Source organism: Streptomyces sp. NPDC048295, assembly GCF_040652135.1.
Classification (GTDB): domain Bacteria; phylum Actinomycetota; class Actinomycetes; order Streptomycetales; family Streptomycetaceae; genus Streptomyces.
On sequence record NZ_JBEZLL010000052.1, the window covers coordinates 13,441 to 27,601 of the forward strand.

The 14,161-nt window shown below is 68.1% G+C and carries 16 protein-coding genes and 4 pseudogenes; 12 read left to right on the forward strand and 8 right to left on the reverse strand.

Features of this window, described 5'->3' with window-relative positions; translation table 11 throughout:
- Window positions 1–4 precede the first annotated feature (4 nt).
- Complete coding sequence (locus tag AB0D53_RS40435; protein WP_362454354.1) at window positions 5–1,138, forward strand: IS630 family transposase; 1,134 nt, start codon at window positions 5–7, stop codon at window positions 1,136–1,138.
- A gap of 415 nt (window positions 1,139–1,553) precedes the next feature.
- On the opposite strand, the gene AB0D53_RS40440 is transcribed toward AB0D53_RS40435, so the two are convergent.
- Complete coding sequence (locus AB0D53_RS40440; RefSeq protein WP_362454355.1) at window positions 1,554–2,393, reverse strand: NAD(P)H-binding protein; 840 nt, start codon at window positions 2,391–2,393, stop codon at window positions 1,554–1,556.
- Between the two features lie 92 nt (window positions 2,394–2,485).
- Here AB0D53_RS40440 and AB0D53_RS40445 point away from each other — a divergent pair, with 92 nt between their 5' ends.
- The 4 genes from AB0D53_RS40445 (at window position 2,486) to AB0D53_RS40460 (ending at window position 5,581) form a co-directional block, all read left to right on the forward strand.
- Window positions 2,486–2,857 (forward strand): helix-turn-helix domain-containing protein, encoded by a 372-nt coding sequence (locus tag AB0D53_RS40445; RefSeq protein WP_362454356.1) that lies wholly within the window; start codon window positions 2,486–2,488, stop codon window positions 2,855–2,857.
- Between the two features lie 641 nt (window positions 2,858–3,498).
- A complete protein-coding gene (locus AB0D53_RS40450) occupies window positions 3,499–4,464 on the forward strand; it encodes a hypothetical protein (protein ID WP_362454357.1) in 966 nt (321 codons plus the stop codon).
- Window positions 4,461–5,159 carry a DUF6875 domain-containing protein gene (locus AB0D53_RS40455; RefSeq protein ID WP_362454358.1) on the forward strand — a complete coding sequence of 233 codons (699 nt, stop codon included), beginning with the start codon at window positions 4,461–4,463 and terminating at the stop codon, window positions 5,157–5,159. Before AB0D53_RS40450 ends, AB0D53_RS40455 begins: the two co-directional genes overlap by 4 nt.
- Window positions 5,075–5,581: a hypothetical protein gene (locus AB0D53_RS40460; protein ID WP_362454359.1), complete on the forward strand. Its 507-nt coding sequence runs from the start codon at window positions 5,075–5,077 to the stop codon at window positions 5,579–5,581. The genes AB0D53_RS40455 and AB0D53_RS40460 overlap by 85 nt, the downstream gene beginning before the upstream one ends.
- Window positions 5,582–5,972: 391 nt before the next feature.
- On the opposite strand, the pseudogene AB0D53_RS40465 reads toward AB0D53_RS40460, so the two are convergent.
- The 4 genes and pseudogenes from AB0D53_RS40465 to AB0D53_RS40480 all read right to left on the reverse strand — a co-directional run.
- A pseudogene (locus AB0D53_RS40465) lies at window positions 5,973–6,077 on the reverse strand (IS5/IS1182 family transposase); the annotation flags it as partial.
- A gap of 213 nt (window positions 6,078–6,290) precedes the next feature.
- Window positions 6,291–7,442, reverse strand: a complete 1,152-nt coding sequence (locus AB0D53_RS40470) for a hypothetical protein (protein WP_362454360.1) — start codon at window positions 7,440–7,442, stop codon at window positions 6,291–6,293.
- Window positions 7,443–7,702: 260 nt separating this feature from the next.
- Window positions 7,703–8,614, reverse strand: coding sequence for a CU044_5270 family protein (locus AB0D53_RS40475; protein WP_362454361.1), 912 nt, complete (start codon window positions 8,612–8,614; stop codon window positions 7,703–7,705).
- A 41-nt stretch (window positions 8,615–8,655) separates the two neighbouring features.
- Entirely contained in the window at window positions 8,656–9,237 is a 582-nt protein-coding gene (locus AB0D53_RS40480; RefSeq protein WP_362454362.1) for an RNA polymerase sigma factor, read from the reverse strand.
- 281 nt (window positions 9,238–9,518) lie between these two features.
- Here AB0D53_RS40480 and AB0D53_RS40485 point away from each other — a divergent pair, with 281 nt between their 5' ends.
- Complete coding sequence (locus AB0D53_RS40485; RefSeq protein WP_362454370.1) at window positions 9,519–9,785, forward strand: hypothetical protein; 267 nt, start codon at window positions 9,519–9,521, stop codon at window positions 9,783–9,785.
- Window positions 9,786–9,954: 169 nt separating this feature from the next.
- Here AB0D53_RS40485 and AB0D53_RS40490 read toward each other — a convergent pair.
- Window positions 9,955–10,167 (reverse strand): annotated as a pseudogene (locus AB0D53_RS40490) (transposase family protein); the annotation flags it as partial.
- Window positions 10,168–10,527: 360 nt separating this feature from the next.
- Between AB0D53_RS40490 and AB0D53_RS40495 the strand changes: the two are divergent.
- Both AB0D53_RS40495 and AB0D53_RS40500 read left to right on the forward strand, forming a co-directional pair.
- Window positions 10,528–10,929 carry a GNAT family N-acetyltransferase gene (locus AB0D53_RS40495; protein WP_362454363.1) on the forward strand — a complete coding sequence of 134 codons (402 nt, stop codon included), beginning with the start codon at window positions 10,528–10,530 and terminating at the stop codon, window positions 10,927–10,929.
- A complete protein-coding gene (locus tag AB0D53_RS40500; RefSeq protein WP_362454364.1) occupies window positions 10,868–11,077 on the forward strand; it encodes a GNAT family protein in 210 nt (69 codons plus the stop codon). The genes AB0D53_RS40495 and AB0D53_RS40500 overlap by 62 nt, the downstream gene beginning before the upstream one ends.
- 173 nt (window positions 11,078–11,250) lie before the next feature.
- Here the strand turns inward: AB0D53_RS40500 and AB0D53_RS40505 are convergent, their stop codons facing one another.
- A complete protein-coding gene (locus tag AB0D53_RS40505) occupies window positions 11,251–11,700 on the reverse strand; it encodes a hypothetical protein (RefSeq protein WP_362454365.1) in 450 nt (149 codons plus the stop codon).
- Between the two features lie 252 nt (window positions 11,701–11,952).
- Here AB0D53_RS40505 and AB0D53_RS40510 point away from each other — a divergent pair, with 252 nt between their 5' ends.
- The gene (locus tag AB0D53_RS40510) at window positions 11,953–12,354 is read left to right on the forward strand and encodes a hypothetical protein (RefSeq protein ID WP_362454366.1); all 402 of its coding nucleotides are present in this window, start codon (window positions 11,953–11,955) and stop codon (window positions 12,352–12,354) included.
- 10 nt (window positions 12,355–12,364) lie between these two features.
- On the opposite strand, the pseudogene AB0D53_RS40515 reads toward AB0D53_RS40510, so the two are convergent.
- Window positions 12,365–12,514: pseudogene (locus AB0D53_RS40515) on the reverse strand (ATP-binding protein); the annotation flags it as partial.
- On the opposite strand from AB0D53_RS40515, the pseudogene AB0D53_RS40520 reads away from it, so the two are divergent.
- The 3 genes and pseudogenes from AB0D53_RS40520 to AB0D53_RS40530 all read left to right on the forward strand — a co-directional run.
- Window positions 12,505–12,684 (forward strand): annotated as a pseudogene (locus AB0D53_RS40520) (ISL3 family transposase); the annotation flags it as partial. The pseudogenes AB0D53_RS40515 and AB0D53_RS40520 sit on opposite strands and share 10 nt — an antisense overlap.
- Window positions 12,685–12,726: 42 nt before the next feature.
- Window positions 12,727–13,314 carry an SMI1/KNR4 family protein gene (locus AB0D53_RS40525; RefSeq protein ID WP_362454367.1) on the forward strand — a complete coding sequence of 196 codons (588 nt, stop codon included), beginning with the start codon at window positions 12,727–12,729 and terminating at the stop codon, window positions 13,312–13,314.
- A 171-nt stretch (window positions 13,315–13,485) separates the two neighbouring features.
- Window positions 13,486–13,944, forward strand: coding sequence for a hypothetical protein (locus AB0D53_RS40530; protein ID WP_362454368.1), 459 nt, complete (start codon window positions 13,486–13,488; stop codon window positions 13,942–13,944).
- The last annotated feature ends 217 nt before the right edge of the window (window positions 13,945–14,161 follow it).

The window sequence follows — 14,161 nt, forward strand, 5'->3', positions numbered from 1 at the left end:
GCGGATGCCAGAGCGTGTACGGGTTCGCGAAATCGATGACGACGAGGGCAGGCGGCTGCTGCGAACTGTCCGCCGTGGCGCTGGCTCGGTGGTGACCTGGCGGCGGGGCCAGATGGTGCTGCTGTCCGCACAGGGCATGGGGGTGACGAAGATTGCTGAGGTCTCCTTCACAAGCGCAGACCGGGTCCGAGACGTGATCCACAACTTCAATGCCGACGGCTTCAGCTCGCTGTATCCGAAGTACTCCGGCGGCCGCCCGAAGACGTTCACGCTGGCCGAGCGGCGCGAGATTAAGAAGATCGCGAAGTCCAAGCCGACCGAGCATGACCTGCCGTTCTCGACCTGGAGTCTGACCAAACTGGCGGACTTCCTGGTCGCCGAGGGGGTGGTCGACGACATCAGCCACGAGGGCCTGCGCATCCTGCTCCGCGAGGAAGGCGTCTCCTTTCAACGTCTGAAGACCTGGAAGACCTCCCGCGATCCGGAGTACGCGGCCAAGAAAGCCCGCGTCGAGCACCTCTATGCGATCGCCGACGGAGAGGTCATACCCGAGAACGGCGAGCCCGACGTCATCTTCTGCATGGACGAGTTCGGGCCACTCAACCTGATGCCGCACCCGGGCCGCCAGTGGGCCGAACGCGGAGGCAAGCACAAGGATCGCGGCCGTGAACCCCGACGAAGGCGCCGGGCGACCTATAACCGCTACGGCGGAGTGCGCCATCTGTTCGCCGCCCTGGACCTGGCCAAGGACAAGCTCTACGGCCACATCAAACCGGTCAAGAAGCGGACGCAGTTCCTGGAGTTCTGCCGCTACCTGCGCAGCCTCTACCCGCGCGCGGTCCGGATCGCAATCGTCAGCGACAACTTCTCTCCGCACCTGACCACGAAGAAGTGCCAGCGCGTCGGCACCTGGGCCGAGGCGAACAACGTCGAGATGGCCTACACCCCGACCAACAGCTCCTGGCTCAACCGCATCGAGGCCCAGTTCACCGCCCTGCGCTACTTCACCCTCGACGGCACGGACCATGCCGGCCACAAGGAACAAGGCAGCATGATCCGCCGCTACATCATCTGGCGGAACCGCCACGCCGACGACCAGCGCCTACGCGCCGTTGTCGACAGGGCGAACGTTGCCTGATCCGGCACTAGAACAGTTGCCAGCCGTCTTGAACAACCTGCAAGCCTGTACCCATCGCCGAAGCCGCCACCCGTCCGGCGTCGCTCCCGCTCACGGCAGTACCCCACTGGCTGGCCGAACCGGTGGCGCACCGCACGGGGCCGCCGCCGGGGATGAGTGGGTGCGGTGAACGCCACCGCGCGCCCTGTGCGTGGACCGCCGGCCGGGGGAGTGTATGGCGGTTTCGACCTTGCGGGACACGCTTGTTGGAACCATCTGGTCACGCTTCTTGCAACCTGCGGCGGTCTGTTCGGCAGGGCCTGGCCTGAGGGCCTGCGCGGCTCGGTGCCCCGCGCGCCGGCGGCGGTACGAAGGTGGGCGCCTCGTGCGGTCGCAGTCGCACGAGGCTGCCCGGGGGCTTCAGTTGAGTTGTGCCTCAGCGGAAAGCGGCGATGTTGCGGGCGACCCAGCCGTTGAAGGGGTGCGGGGCGCGGCCGAGGACTCGTTCCACATCCGGGCTGATCCGCAGTTCGGCCGGGTTCGGGGCGGAGATGATGTCCAGGGTGTCGTCGGCGAGTTCCATCGGCACGAACTCCGTCATCGTGGCCTTGGCCTCACTGCGGGTGAGTTCGTGAAACCGCACGGGCGAGCCGAGCGCGGCGGCGATCTCCTCCGCCTGCTGACGCGGCGTGATGACCTCTGGCCCGGTCAGCTCGTACACCCCGCCGGTGTGCCGGTCGTCCAGCAGGCAGGCCGCCGCGACCTCGGCGATGTCCGCAGGGTCGACGACCGGCACCCCGACGTCGCCGAAGGGCGCGGCGACCATCCCTTGCGTGCGGACGGACTCCGCCCAGGCCAAGGCGTTGGAGGCGAAACCGCCCGGTCGCAGCACGGCCCAGTCCAGGCCGGACTCCCGCAACGCGTCCTCCACCGTGCGCATCGCGACCCGCGACGGGCCGAGCGGCCTGGTCGCCACGCCCTGCGAAGACAGCAGGACGACCCGGCGAACCCCGCTGGCCGCAGCCAGGCCGATGATGTCGGTCGGCCTGGCTGCGGGGGCGTGAAGGTCGCCGGACAGCAAGAGAAACAGAGCCTTTGCCCCGTCCAACATGGGTGCGAGGCCTGTCGGCTCGGCCAGGTCGGCCGCCACATGCCGGACTCCGTCTGGCATCGCCACCGCCCGCCGTGACACCGCCGTCACCTGCTCACCCGCCTCGGCCAGGGCCTGCGTCAAAGGTCGGCCTACATTGCCGGTAGCTCCGGTCACCACGATCATCTTCAGCTCCTAGTCCGTTGTGCGCTGCGGTAATTGACGCTAGGAGCCAGACTTACTCTTCGTAAGAACATACCCAGAGGTAAGCTCCGGACATGAGGGAAGGCATGCAGGTGACGCCAGCCGAGGCGGGCAGTCGGTATGAGGTGTTTCACACCGACTGCCCCGCGCGTGACGTGGTCGATCACGTGACCAGCAGGTGGGGTGTCTGGGTGCTCATCTCCTTGCGAAGCAACGATCTTCGGTTCTACGAGCTGCGCGACACCATCCGGGGCATCAGCGAGAAGATGCTTGCTCAGACCTTGCGCGCGCTGGTCCAGGATGGCCTGGTCTGGCGGAAGGTAGAGCCGACGACGCCGCCCCAGGTCACCTACGGGCTGACCGAGTTCGGTCAGGACATTGGCGAGCCGCTGACGGACTTGTTCAACCGGATCACACAACGGCTACCGTCGCGAAGCCCGGAGTAGTGGGGTAGGGGGGGGCGGTCTCGAAGGTGATTCCAGCGTGACCTGGGCACATGGGTGGCAGTCATCGTGCACCTGGCCTCGATCCTGTCCTCCTCCCGCCTCCGCTGACTCGTTTCAGCCCGACTGTCCAGGGCCACTCCGGCTCAAACGAATTCACCCCTACCGAGCGGCACACAACCACCGGTTCCCACCGTCGTGGCCAGGTTCCAACCATCGTGTCTCGGCTCAAGAAGCCGCTGGTCATGCGATCCAACGCGGCGGGCTCGCCAGTTGGAAATCAAATCTGCCAGCTGCCGATCAAAGTCACAGCCGCCCTGTGACAACGCAGCACAGTTGGCCAATGAGCGGGGAAGACGTCCCTTGTCAGACCGTTCTGACGCTTCGTAGTTGGCAAGGATGACGCAGGCTAGTTGGCAACCCGTCGCCCCGAAGTCGCAGGTCAGCGCCGTCCGAGAGGGCCCTTTCTGGGTGTTTGCCAACCACGCTGCTGAATTGCCAACTGTGCTGTGTTGTCACACGCCCACAGATCCGGGCTCCAGCCCGTAAATCGCTGGACTTTATCCATAGGGCCGGGCTCCTAGAAATGGGGGTGTCCGCTTCCGGGTGTGAGGTGCCTGGACGCACACCGAAGGGGCACCGCCATGGCACAAACCAAGTTCGACAAGCAGGTGGAAGAGACCGCCGAATCAGCGGCGTTCGGCATCGGCCGGTTCCTGGCCGGCCGCCCCCTGGACGGGGAGCGGAAGACGGACGCGATGTTCTGGCGTACGGGCACCCGTGTCCTGCCGAAGGTCGAAGGCAAGGTGTCCCGTTCTTCCTACCGGGCCGGGTGGCAGCGCCTGACCTTCCGCATCAGTGGCCTGGCCGCGACGGGCGCGGGCGGCTACTGGACGCTGTGGGAGAACCAGGACTCCACCTTCGCTACCGCCCGCGACATCTGGGAGAACCCCGACCCTGCCCTGACGACGCTGGAGACCGGCGGTATCGCCGCCGCTTCGGCCGCGACTGTCGGCGGCGTCGCGTACGGGCTGCTGACCTGCAAGCGCCGGGAGTTCATGCGTGAGTGGGTGACTCCGCTGCACGAGGCGCTCGCCGTGCCGCTGGGCATGTCGGAGCTGACCGACCCGCGCCGCTACCTCCACGTACCCAGGGACTTCTCCGACGACGACGCCCAGATACGCATCGACACCGAGAGGGGCACCACCATGAGCACCGCAACGACCGAGCTGCGCCGGTTCCTGACCATCACCGGCCGGCGCTTCCGCACCGGCCAGCCCGCACCCGAGATGTTCTCCCCGGCCGTCGACAAGACGTGGCACGACCTGCTCGGCACCCCGGCCTATAAGGCCTTGTGCCTGGAGACCGCCGGGCAGCCCATCCAGCACGTCGCGAACAACGGCCACGGCCCGATCACCTGGGTCACCGCCTACGAAGAGGCGTACGGACCGCTGCCGGAGATCTGGTTCACCGACGCCCACGGCAACGTCGACCAAGCCGCCATCGCCCGCTACCAGAAGAGCGGCATCGTGGTCGCGGAGTGGGACTGCGGCCCCGCCGGCGGCGACGGCGACATCGCCCCCGACCAGCCGGAGACCACCCGCCGGTGACCACCACCCGCACCAGCGCAGCGCCCCGGCCCACCGCCGGGGCGCTGCGCCTCGTTGAGCCCAGCACCACCCGACCAAGCTCCGTGGACATCAGCGACTACGCACGCCAGATGACCGCCCACTGCCCCTACCTCGCCCCGTCGCTGCGGGCGGGCCTGACGACCTGGACGGTCTACCGCGCCGACGGCGACGCCGAAGCTGTGGAGGCGGAGCTCTTCCACGCGGGCGCCCAGGCCGCGGAGTGGCTGCGGCCCTTGCTGGACCGGCCGCACGGCGTCCTGCGGTGCGAGAACATCGTCCTGTTGGGCGAGGTGCCCGGAACCCGGCACCGCGATCTGCTCGCCTGGCCGCACTGGGCGTTGAAGAACCTGTACGGGCCGGTCGGGGTGATGTTCGGCAAGTTCTATGCGGGAGAAGAGGAAGTCACTACGGCTGGCCATCGGATCCCGGCCGCCCCCGCCTCGTTCCTCCCCGTGAGGGCCGCCGTCCGTCGCCGCGACCCGCAGTTCCTGCGCGCGACCCCTGACCTGGCCGCCGCGCTCGCCGCAGCCGACGACGACGGCCGCGACGTGTTCGAGCACATCCCCACCGATTGGAAGGACATCCGCACATGGGCCAGGCACCTGCTCCCCCCGGCGAAGCCGTCGCCCTCCTCACCCGACACACCGGCGAACCCACCACGATCCAGCTCCTGAGCGACCGGTGCGGCTCCTGGGCCTGGAAGATCCAGGGCCCCAAGAGCGCCGTCGCGCTGAAGGCCGACAACCCCGGCGGCGACGACGCCCGCGACAAGGCCGCCGAGATGGCCCAGGAGGACGACCACCTCCTTCGCCTCACGGCCGCCAGCGCCCTCAGCCCCGACTACCGGGTGAGCGCCGGGACATGGGACGGCGGCCGGTGGCTGGCCGTCAACTGGATCGACGGTGTACCCCTGTGGCGGGCCCTCGCCCGCGGCCCGGAAGGAGACCGCGCCTCGGTACGCCCCCGGCTCGCGGGCATCGCCCGCACCTGGACGGAACACCTCGCCCGCATGCACGCCGCCGGATGGGCCCACGCCGACGTCCAGCCCACCAACACCCTCGTCACGTCCGGCGGCCACGCCGCAGTCATCGACTAGGCACTCGCCTGCGGCCCCGGCAACGAACGCCGCGTCCCGTACCGGGGCGCCCTCACCCACACCACCGCCCCCGAAATCGCCACCGCGATCCTCTCCACCCCCGCCGACACCCACATCCCCGCCCAGCCACCCGGCGACATCTGGAGCCTGGGCGCCTCCCCGTTCTGGTGCTGGACCGGCCACCGCCCCGTCGCCTACGACGACGACCTCGACCGGCTCGAGAAGCTGGCCGCCATCGCCCAGGGCACCACCACCGCGCTGCGCGACGTCCGGCCCTGGCCCTTCCCCGAGTTGATGGCCCGCCGCCGGGACGGCGGCCTCAGCTTCGACTTCGACCGCTTCCGCGCCGACCCCAAAGTGGCCGCCCTGCAATGGCCGGACGACGTACTGGATGAACGAGCGCGACGACCGCCCGCTGGTGCGGCGGGAGCTTGCACCGCCGGCCACCCTCGCGGGTGACGATGAGCGTCGTTACCCACTCGACCAAAGTCTGCAGGTGAGTCGCCGGCCTTCATCAAGAAACGGCGGGGAGACGCATGACCCTCAAGCCCTCGGCCGGAGCCGGAACCGCGCCGGAGTGGACCAAGAGCAGCTACAGCAGCAGCGACTCGCGCCTTCGACCCGTGCCGGGCTCACCGCCCGGCACGGGTCGTAGCGCACCCCACGGCACCAGGTCGCCGGGCAGGGGCGGTTCAGCGCTTCTGTGCGGTCACCACCTGCTGGTGAGGACCGCAGGCGCCGGCATATCCGCCCCGGCAGGAGTGACATCCCCGACCACGGTCAACCTGTCTCCGACCGCATCGACGTAGGCGGGCTGGACCGGGGCGCCGGACACCTGCGGCAGGGTCTGCATCCGCAGAGTCCCTGCCGTCGAGTACAGCGCGATCCCGTTCGCCTGGTCATGGTCCAGGCCCACGGCGAGCATGCCGCTCGGCGTCTCCGCGACCGAGGAGAGCGGACCGGCTTGGGCCGGGGTCTTCACCCGCGTCCAGGAACTGCCGTTCCAGTGCATCGCCAGCGCGTGACCACTGTCGGTCTCGCTGGTCAGCACCCGGCCCACGGCCCACACGTCGTTGGGACCGGAGACGGTGATACCGCGGATTTCCCCGTACAGTCCGACCTTCGGAAGAGTCGCCTGCTTCCAGGAACTGCCGTCGTAGTGCAGCACGGCCGGCTGGTCCGCAGAGGAGTGTCCTACGGCCCACACGTCGTTGGCGGACGTGGCGGTCACCGCCGTGAAGTTTGCGACGTCGACACCGGCCGGCAGCGCCACGGACGTCCAGGCGGCGCCGTCCCAGTGATCCAGCATCCCCTGCAGTGTTTGGTGCCCAGCCCCATCATCGCTCCAGTACCAGCCCGCGCCCCAGACGTCGGTCGCAGAGACGGCGGCGAGGTGGAGTGCCGCGTTGCCGACGTGCTGCGGGGCCGGCGCCTGCGTGGTCTGCCATGTGCTGCCGTCCCAGTGGTGGACGGGCACGTTCCCGCTGCCGGTGCTGCCCTCGGCCACCCAGGCATTCTGGGCGGAGGAGGCCGAGACGGACCTGTACCAGGAGCCGGACGGGGTGTCCCCCGGGTGGGGGACCTCCTGCCAGCCCTGGCCGTTGGTGTCGTCGCGGCTCAGCAGCAGTGGCGCGTTGGTGGTGAAACTGGTGCCGACAGCCCAGGTGGTGTGGTCGTCCAGGCGCGCCTCACTGTAGAGGTTGCCCGCGTCCACCGGTGCCGTCTCGGCCGTCCAGGCCGGGCCCGCAGGGGCCGGGGCGGAGGCTTGCGCGGACGCTGCCATCCCCACGCACGCTGCCAGGGCGAGTGCCGCGGTGACGGCCACCGTGAGGTGCCGCCCGCGTCCCGCAATCCTGCTCATCATCAGTCTCCGTTCGCCGGCGCGGGGAGCCGGATGCTCCCCGGCGGTCTCACCCCGTACTTGTCGTACGCGCCGGGGGCGTTCGCGCTGCTCCGCGGGCAACTGTGACGGTGCGGGCGGTCCATGACGGGGTCGGCAGCGCAGGCCGTACGGAACAGCCGGGCGCTCCGCCGTCGTCCGACGGAGCGCCCGGCTGTGTCCGCTGTCTTATGCTTTCTGAGCCGTGTCCTGGTCCGTTTTCTCATCCGTGTACTGACGCGTCAGCCGATCTTCGTGGCCGGGCCCACGGACAGGTACGTCAGACGGTTGACCGGATGGAGCGACCCCTTGGTCTGCACGCTCACGGTCTCCAGGAGCACGCCGGTCCTGGGGTCGACAATCATGCGGTCCTGGCTCGCGACCCCGTTGAACACCAGCTCCGTACCGCTGCGCCCGGTACCGTCCTTGACGGTGCCGACGAGCTTGACGCCCTGCATGCGGGCCAGCGCCTTGTAGAGGGCCGCCCGCAGATGCGGGCTCGCGGGGGAGGACCCGAGGATGGAACCCGCCTGGACGAAGGCACTCTGGCCTGCGTACTCTTTCGAACTGTTCATGAGTGAGAGAAGCGCCGCCGGGTCCGTGGGCAGCCGGTCCAGATCGTTCCAGCCCAACTGCTTGGGCCCCAGCCGCCAGGTTCCCGCAAGGGGCTTGTGGTAGGTCCGGCCGTTGGCCACGACGGAGTAGTGACCGGACCGTGAGATGTACTCGGTGAACGTACGGGAAGTGCCGTTCGAGCCCGACGCCTTCAGACGCATCCTCCAGTAGGGCCCGTACGAGATCGGCGTGGTGGCGGCGACTTCGGCGGTGTCGTTGAGGAATGTCGCGGTGGTGATGGCCGTCGTCGTCCGGTGCGTCGCGCCCGTCGATCCCGCGCCCGTACCCGTGTACACCACGACACCCGCCGCAACCGCGGCTGCCGCCAGGACGGTCGCCGTGATCCGTCGGCCGGATAGGACGCGGATGCGGCGGCGCCGGAACGGGGTCACCGCGGCGCTGCCAGCCTCGTCCTGGGCGGCCGCGCGGACCGCCGCCATCGCCCGGGCGATGGCCTGTGCGGACGGGGGCTCCACGTGGCCTGCGGCCTGGAGCGCTTCCGCGCCGGGAAAGTCGAGAAGCTCCTGTCGCTCCGTCATGCCCGTTCCTTCCGATTCGTGTGCGGTGGGGATGTTCTCGTTCATGCCAGGTCTCCGGTGACCGTCATATGGCGCCGTGCCGGGCGGGGCTGTGCGAGCCGTTCACGCAACCGGCTCCGTGCGCGGTGCAGGCGGGAGCGGGCTGTACCGGCCGGGATGCCGACGACCGCAGCGGCCTCAGTCGGTGTCAGATGCTCCCAGGTGACGAGCAGTATCAACTCCCGCTCACCGATGGGCAGATCGGCCAGTGCCCGGTGCAGGGCGGGAGCCAGCGCGGCCGCGTCCAGCCGCTGGTCTACCGCTTGCCACGGGTCGCTGGCCGCGGGTGCCGGCGAGGTCACTTCCCGTCCGGCGCGCCGGAGATACCCGGCCAGCACGTTACGGGCCACCCCAAAGAGCCAGGCCCGGGCGGAGCCGCGCGAAGTGTCGAAGGTGCGCCGCGTGGCGAACGCCTGCAGCCAGGTCTCGGCCAGCAGGTCGTCGGCTGAGGCGGGCACGCGCCGGGCGAAGTAGCCGTGCAGGGCGGACGAATGCCTCTCCACGAGTGGCGTGAACGCCGCTGCGTCGTCCACCGAACGGATCAGCTGAGCATCGCTGTCGCTGTCGTCGTGATCGGGTACCACGAAGTCTCCCTCTCCGGACCGCCCGATGGCGGCCTCAACCCCTACTTGTCGCAAGCTCCGGCGGCGTTCGCACCATCCGTCTGACAGATCTCGTCCGCTCCTGGACGCGACGCCTGGAATGCCCCACCCGCAAGGCGGCCACAGGACGCGCCTGCCGTACCGCGGGCGGTCGCCCGACCAACGAACACCGTGCTCGCCGTGACGCCGTTGGCCCGATCCCGTACGCGAAGTGGCGAAAGGAGGGCCTCATCCCCGAGCAGCGGACGTACACGATCCCGGCCGTGCTCAAGGAGTCGGAGAAGGCCCGCGCCGACTACAACGTGGACACCGCCCTAGCCGACGGTGTGGCGGTCGTCCGCATGTTCCTCGCCGACCGGCTCGGGTTGTTCCTCCAGAGCGAGGAGGCCATGGACCGCATCGACGACGCCGTGCGCAAACTGACCGAGGTCCGCGGCGGGTCGCGAAATCATCGACCCCGAGCACCTTGGGCACTTTCCAGGAGGGGTCAGGAATCGCCATCAGAAGCCGCAGCAGCGTCGTACGGCTGACCGTGCTGTGTAGCATCACGGCCAGCCGGGCTCCCGCCCGGCCGGCGAGCGCAACGGCCACGGCCTCCAGGACCCGGCGCGAAGCAGACGTCCGTCTCCCGTACCGGAACGTCAGCCCCTCGACCTGCTCGACGAACGTACGACGCCCGCACCGGGCGTTATCGCAGTACAGCCGCCGCACGGTCAGCTCGATCACAACCGGCTGGTCGCCGACCGGGGTATCGGCCAGCCGACGCTCGTAGCAGCTGTGCACACGACCCGACGGAAGCTCGCAGTCCGGGCACGAAGCACTGCCATCGAGAGTTCTCGCCACGATGTGAACCACACCGCACTCTGTGAACACCCGCTCCACCAGAACCGCGTCGAAGTGCGGAAACAGCATTCCTATGAGGTCATCACACCGCACCACGGTCCTAGATGACGCTACGTCACCGTGGCAGAACCCGATGATCGTCGTCACGGAATGTGTGCCAGAACCGACTTCGGGTTCTGGCTCACTTTCCGTGAAAGATCCTGCTGGCTATCGCCATCAGGAGGTACGCACGTCGTGTGAGCTGCGCGGACCACGCCTCACTGGGGTCCGGTGAGGCCGGACTCGGAGTCGCTCACGGAATGTGTGCCAGAACCCGAGGAATGACGTCACCGGGACCAGCACGGCTCGTCGCTCCAGCGGAGAGGCAGAGCGCGGAAGAGGCGCGGATACCTGTGTGCGGCCGGTCTCGTGTCACGCCAGGATGATCGGATGGAGCAACCACTCGATGTGCCCGAACTCGCTGCTGGTGCGGGGTTCAGTCTTCGACCGTGGCGCCTTTCGGATCTTCAGCTTGTCCGCGAGGCGTCCGAGGACGACTACATCCCGTTGATCACGACAGTGCCCTCGCCCTATTCAGAGTCGGCAGCTGTCGCGTTCGTCGAGCGGCAGTGGGGTCGGGCGACCGCTAGGGCCGGGTATCCGTTCGTCGTCGTGAGCGCTGATGGTCGGCCGGTCGGGAACGTGGGGCTGTGGCTGACGGACCTGGGGCAGGGCCGGGCATCCTTGGGCTACTGGGTCGTTGAGTCGGCGCGCGGGCAGGGGGGCGGCCGTGGCATCGGTCGGCGCCGTCTCCGACTGGGCCTTGAGCGAATTGCGGATTCCTCGACTTGAGCTGTATGTCGAGCCGTGGAACACAGGTTCCCTGCGCACTGCCGAGCGCGCGGGGTTCCAACGCGAGGGGCTGCTGCGGAGCTGGCAGCAGGTGGGGGCCGACCGGCGGGACATGTTCATGTACTCGCTGCTCAACGGCGAGCAGTGATGTCGCTGGGCCTGCCCACTTTTCAGGCCGACAGGACCAGCGCGATGGGCGAAACGCGGACGTTGGCTCAGCCGGCCTGGGCAGGCTCCTCGGCTCGTGCCCGAGTGCTGGCGAGGCGGTCGCAGGCTGACGAAAGACGTGGCGCCTTCCCCGGTGCGGTGGATGGCCGCCGGTCAGCAACAACGGGCCTGTGGTCGGGCGGGGCGGCAGGCCTCACACACGTGGTTGTCAATCGCGGCCATCAAGTCCTGAGCCACTGCCTGCACGGCGGGATCCCCGTCACGGGCCAGCCTGTCTGCCAGCCGTCGGCCGTCGAGCACGGCCTGGTGGGCCGCGCATTGAACGTCGCGTCGAGGAGGATTGGCCTGCTCGAGGATCGTCATAAGCAGCTGGATCACACCGGAGCGGCTGGCCACAGAGTCAGTCACCGCGAGATCCCACAGGAACGGAACCGCCTCGGCAGTCGCGTCGAAGACGGACAGCTCCCCAAGCCACAGCCCAAGATCACTTAACGCTGAAGCGCTGGTCGGTGCATCGCCCCACGCCACCCGCGACAGCCGGCCCGGAACCTCTTCCGCCGATCCATACGCGTGCGTCAGCTCGTGCCACCGAACGCGGCTCATCCCTTTGAGTATCGTCCCCACCGCGCACCCCAGTTCTAATACTGCCCGCGACGCCAGGTGCCCCATTCCACCTCACGGAGCACATCGACCGTGTGCCTGCTTCGAGGGCGTTCCCAGATCTCGCCAACATCTCACCCACCGCGGAGGCCTGAACGTTCTCCAAACCCGTCTACATGCGTTCCTCGTTCTCACCTACGTAGCCAGCAAGGAGACCTGTGAAGTGCGAGCGTCGTGGTTGGAGATGATGGGGCGGTGTCTCTTCGCTATTTCAATCAGACCGGCTGGACCGCGATCTTCAACGGCACCGACACCGAGATCGGCCGCATGGTGCGTGTGGAGGGCTGGGACCAGGCGACCGGGACGGCCCTGGTCGTCGATCCCCAGCGTGGTGCTCTGCGTGCGGTGACGGACTACGAGGACTTCTCCTACCTGGAGCGAGCTGACCAGGTCGTGGCCGCGGTGCCTGGTGGAGGGTGGCGGGTGCATTGGGAGGACGAGGGCCCAGGGGGAACGCCGCTGACGGAACAGGTGCTGGCCTGGCTCATCACGTCGCAGGGGCGGGCGACGGCCATCACGGTCGATGCTCAGGGGCATGTCGAGGATGCCGATGGTGCCGACGCCTTCATCCCGCCGGGCGAGGATCCGGTGTCTTGATCGCAGCTGGTCAGGTCACGTCGTTCTCTCGCTCGATGGCCTGGAGGCGGTTCTTGAGCCGGTAGCTGGGGCCGTTGATGGAGATCACTTCACAGTGGTGGAGGAGCCGGTCGAGGATCGCCGTGGCGAGGACCTCGTCGCCGAAGACCTGGCCCCACTCTCGCCGCAGGCGTCGAACGTGACCGTGATGCCGTCATCGCCGGTCTGACTCTGCCCTGGAGTTCCGGTGTCGTCGAAGGACATGTCAATTGGATCAAGATGCTCAAGCGTCAGATGTTCGGGCGGGCCGGCTTCGCTCTGCTGCGGAAGAGGGTTCTTCTGGCCAGCTGACCGCAGCCCCCCATAGGGTGACGGGGACGAGAGAAGAGCACGATGGATCCCCGCATACCCCGCCTGCGTCGCAAGCTGGCCGCGATCCCTTTCCAACCACTGCGCAGCCACTCCTTCGGGGAAGAGCAGCACAAGTTCTGCCTCGGTCCGAAGCTGGCGGGAGCACGCGTCGCTGCATTCGAGGCCGAGCACGACATCGTCCTGCCCGACGCCTATCGGCAGTTCCTCACGCACATCGGCGGCTCAGGCGCGGCGCCGTTCTACGGCCTGATGCCGCTGGAGCAGTGTTCCCTGCTGGTCATGAATCCGCGCGGAGAACCGGGTACACCCCGCGGCTTCGACGGCACAGACCCCAGGGCCCACGGACGCGATCTCTTCCTCCACATCATCGAGATGGGCTGCACCGACGTATGCGTCATCGCGGTGACCGGTCCCCTCACCGGCCGCATCCTCATTGGTAACAGCGACGGCTTCTGGGGCCCCAACGTCTCCTCCGCCACCGACTTCCTCGACTGGTACGAACGCTGGCTCCACCACATGAGCGCCGGCCGTGACAACCGGGCCCTGGAACTCACCTCACCGCGGCTTCGTGCCCATCCAAACCGCCATCGCATGGCTCCGAAGATCTGACTCTCCGTAACAACTACACGGAATGCGAGCCAGAACCTGAGTTTTGATGTCGCTTGGCCGCTGCGGCAGCCTGTGAGGGCTGCCGCAGCGCGAGGGGCGAGACGCCTCAGGAGCGCAACTCGTCAAGCCGGAATGGTCGTTGCTCGAGCGCATGTCGGTAGCATCGTGGTCATGCCCGATGTCTGGATCGGCTTCAACTCTGATGACCGCCGAAGGTACTGGTGGCGGAACGGCATCGTGGCGCTTGCACTGGCTGCTGTGATGGTGGCGATGAGCTTGACCGCGCAGGGGCCGGGTGGATGGTGGCTGGTCGGTGTCTTCGGGGTCTTCTCGGTGGCAGTGGTTTTGAGCGCGATCAGTTCGATCTATGGCCGGGTACTCCTGACCGCGGCGGGGTTGGAGATCCGCACCCTCGCCAGAAAGCGATCGATTCCCTGGAGCGAGGTTGCCGGTATCGAAAGGCGGCAGCGAGTGTCGCGGAGCGGAATCTGGTGGGACCTGCGGATCGTCAGAGTTGGTAGGCGTTCCCTCACGATTCCAGGGACCTTCACCAACCGGATGATGGATGCGGAGCTTGAGCGGAAGCAGGCTGTCATCCAAGAGCGCTGGTCTCTCGCAATCGGTGATTGAAGGAGCGAGGGCCGGTTCAGTCAGAGGCTGCCTGTTCGGCCAGAGCCCCTGGTGTGGGCGAGCCGGCAGGACTCGGTGCCGTCGGCATCGCCGCCGTCCGCATGCTCGCCACACACCTTGCCCTTACGAGCTGGTGCGTGATTGCGTTGGAGACGCGGGGGGTCTGGGCTGGGGTTTGTGTCAGCCGGTGGTGTTGCGGTCGGAGACGAGGCCGGCG

What these genes read in the sequence shown, in the direction of transcription:
- AB0D53_RS40470 (WP_362454360.1), bottom strand. Translation starts at nt 7,442, where the DNA reads ATGAGCAGGATTGCGGGACGCGGGCGGCACCTCACGGTGGCCGTCACC.
- AB0D53_RS40505 (WP_362454365.1), bottom strand. Translation starts at nt 11,700, where the DNA reads ATGAGCCGCGTTCGGTGGCACGAGCTGACGCACGCGTATGGATCGGCG.
- AB0D53_RS40530 (WP_362454368.1), top strand. Translation starts at nt 13,486, where the DNA reads ATGCCCGATGTCTGGATCGGCTTCAACTCTGATGACCGCCGAAGGTAC.
- AB0D53_RS40450 (WP_362454357.1), top strand. Translation starts at nt 3,499, where the DNA reads ATGGCACAAACCAAGTTCGACAAGCAGGTGGAAGAGACCGCCGAATCA.
- AB0D53_RS40460 (WP_362454359.1), top strand. Translation starts at nt 5,075, where the DNA reads ATGGGCCAGGCACCTGCTCCCCCCGGCGAAGCCGTCGCCCTCCTCACC.
- AB0D53_RS40475 (WP_362454361.1), bottom strand. Translation starts at nt 8,614, where the DNA reads ATGACGGAGCGACAGGAGCTTCTCGACTTTCCCGGCGCGGAAGCGCTC.
- AB0D53_RS40495 (WP_362454363.1), top strand. Translation starts at nt 10,528, where the DNA reads ATGGAGCAACCACTCGATGTGCCCGAACTCGCTGCTGGTGCGGGGTTC.
- AB0D53_RS40435 (WP_362454354.1), top strand. Translation starts at nt 5, where the DNA reads ATGCCAGAGCGTGTACGGGTTCGCGAAATCGATGACGACGAGGGCAGG.
- AB0D53_RS40445 (WP_362454356.1), top strand. Translation starts at nt 2,486, where the DNA reads ATGAGGGAAGGCATGCAGGTGACGCCAGCCGAGGCGGGCAGTCGGTAT.
- AB0D53_RS40525 (WP_362454367.1), top strand. Translation starts at nt 12,727, where the DNA reads ATGGATCCCCGCATACCCCGCCTGCGTCGCAAGCTGGCCGCGATCCCT.
- AB0D53_RS40440 (WP_362454355.1), bottom strand. Translation starts at nt 2,393, where the DNA reads ATGATCGTGGTGACCGGAGCTACCGGCAATGTAGGCCGACCTTTGACG.